We start from the raw sequence: 1,402 nt of genomic DNA, 5'->3' as shown, positions 1-1,402 counted from the left end.
TTTACTGTATTGAGTTTTCCGTTCGGTAATGTGTTAAACAATATTCGATTATTAATAGATGATGAATATAGTAAAAAGCGAATTTCTGGTGATTTCAATATTTTATTAATCAGCAGTATCGCGTTAAGCACGATTATGATGATCATTGGAACAATCTATTATGAAGGTAAGTTTTCATTCATCAGTATTAGTTTAATCGTCCTCATATCCTGTTTAAATTTATTAAGAGAATATTTAGGCGTCAGTTTTCGGCTACAGTTAAACTATAAAAAGATTGTAATCAATAATGTGCTCTTAACCATTGGCCATATTTTGGGCACTTTTTTATTTAGTTTGATGGGATACTGGCAATTCATCTTTATTTTTGGATACGGATTTAGTGTTCTCTATATCATCAAAAATTCAACCCTATTGAAAGAACCAATTGTACGCACAGACATATTTAACTCCACTACTTATAAAAGTATCGTTCTCCTCGGCTCCTCTCTACTAACAAACGTATTAAACTATGCAGATAAACTATTAATTTTCCCATTACTTGGCCCAGCTGCGGTAACGATTTATTATACGGCGACCATCATCGGTAAAATCATGTCCATGGCCATCACGCCGATTAATGGGGTGATTTTGAGTTATATAGCGAGAATGGAAAAATTCAATCACAAAACATTCGGTTCGATTATGCTACTGACAGGGATTGTTGGCATCATTGGATATGTTTTTACGATTTGGATCAGTCCGTTTGTTCTAGGTTTTTTATATCCTGATTGGGCAAATGAGTCGTTAAAATATATTTATATTACAACCGCAACGGCTATTGTCGGTGTGATTAGTTCGGTCATCCAACCTTTTATTCTGAAATTTAACCATATCAATTGGCAGTTGATCATTAATGGCTCCAATGTGATTGTATATATGGTTTCTGCGTTTGTCTTGTATCAATTTTATGGATTAATGGGCTTTTGTATCGGGATTTTCATTTCAAGTGTGTATCAATTAATCCTCATGATTTGTATTTTTATTGTAAGTAATCGAAGAGATCATGAAGAACATGTAATGGGTGAATAATTCTTCAAAGGGTGGAAAATGGTGAGAAATCAAAGGTTGACGCATGATCACTTAGAAACACCTTATTTTATAATCGATGAACAGGAATTACAGTCAAATCTCAATCAGCTAGAGGAAGCACTTCAAAAACATTGGGGTAACTCGCTCATTGGCTATTCATTCAAAACGAACGGATTGCCTTGGTTATTAAATTACTTTAAAGAGCGCGGAATCTATGCAGAAGTGGTTTCAGACGATGAATATGAATTAGCGAAGATGCTGGGGTATAAAAAAGAAAAAATCATTTATAACGGGGTCGCTAAATCAAAAGAAACGTTCATCGAAGCGGTTAAGA

1 protein-coding gene and 1 pseudogene are annotated in these 1,402 nt (G+C 34.2%); both read left to right on the top strand.

Annotated features, from left to right (window positions below):
* Window positions 1-1,068 (top strand): lipopolysaccharide biosynthesis protein (locus AC1DSL_RS18235; RefSeq protein WP_477533334.1); only part of this gene is annotated, 1,068 nt, incomplete at its 5' end.
* Window positions 1,069-1,086: 18 nt separating this feature from the next.
* Window positions 1,087-1,402, top strand: a pseudogene (locus tag AC1DSL_RS18230) (pyridoxal-dependent decarboxylase); the annotation flags it as partial.

Source organism: Paenisporosarcina sp. P4_D4 (assembly GCF_056401835.1).
This window is presented reverse-complemented; position numbering and strand designations above follow the sequence as displayed.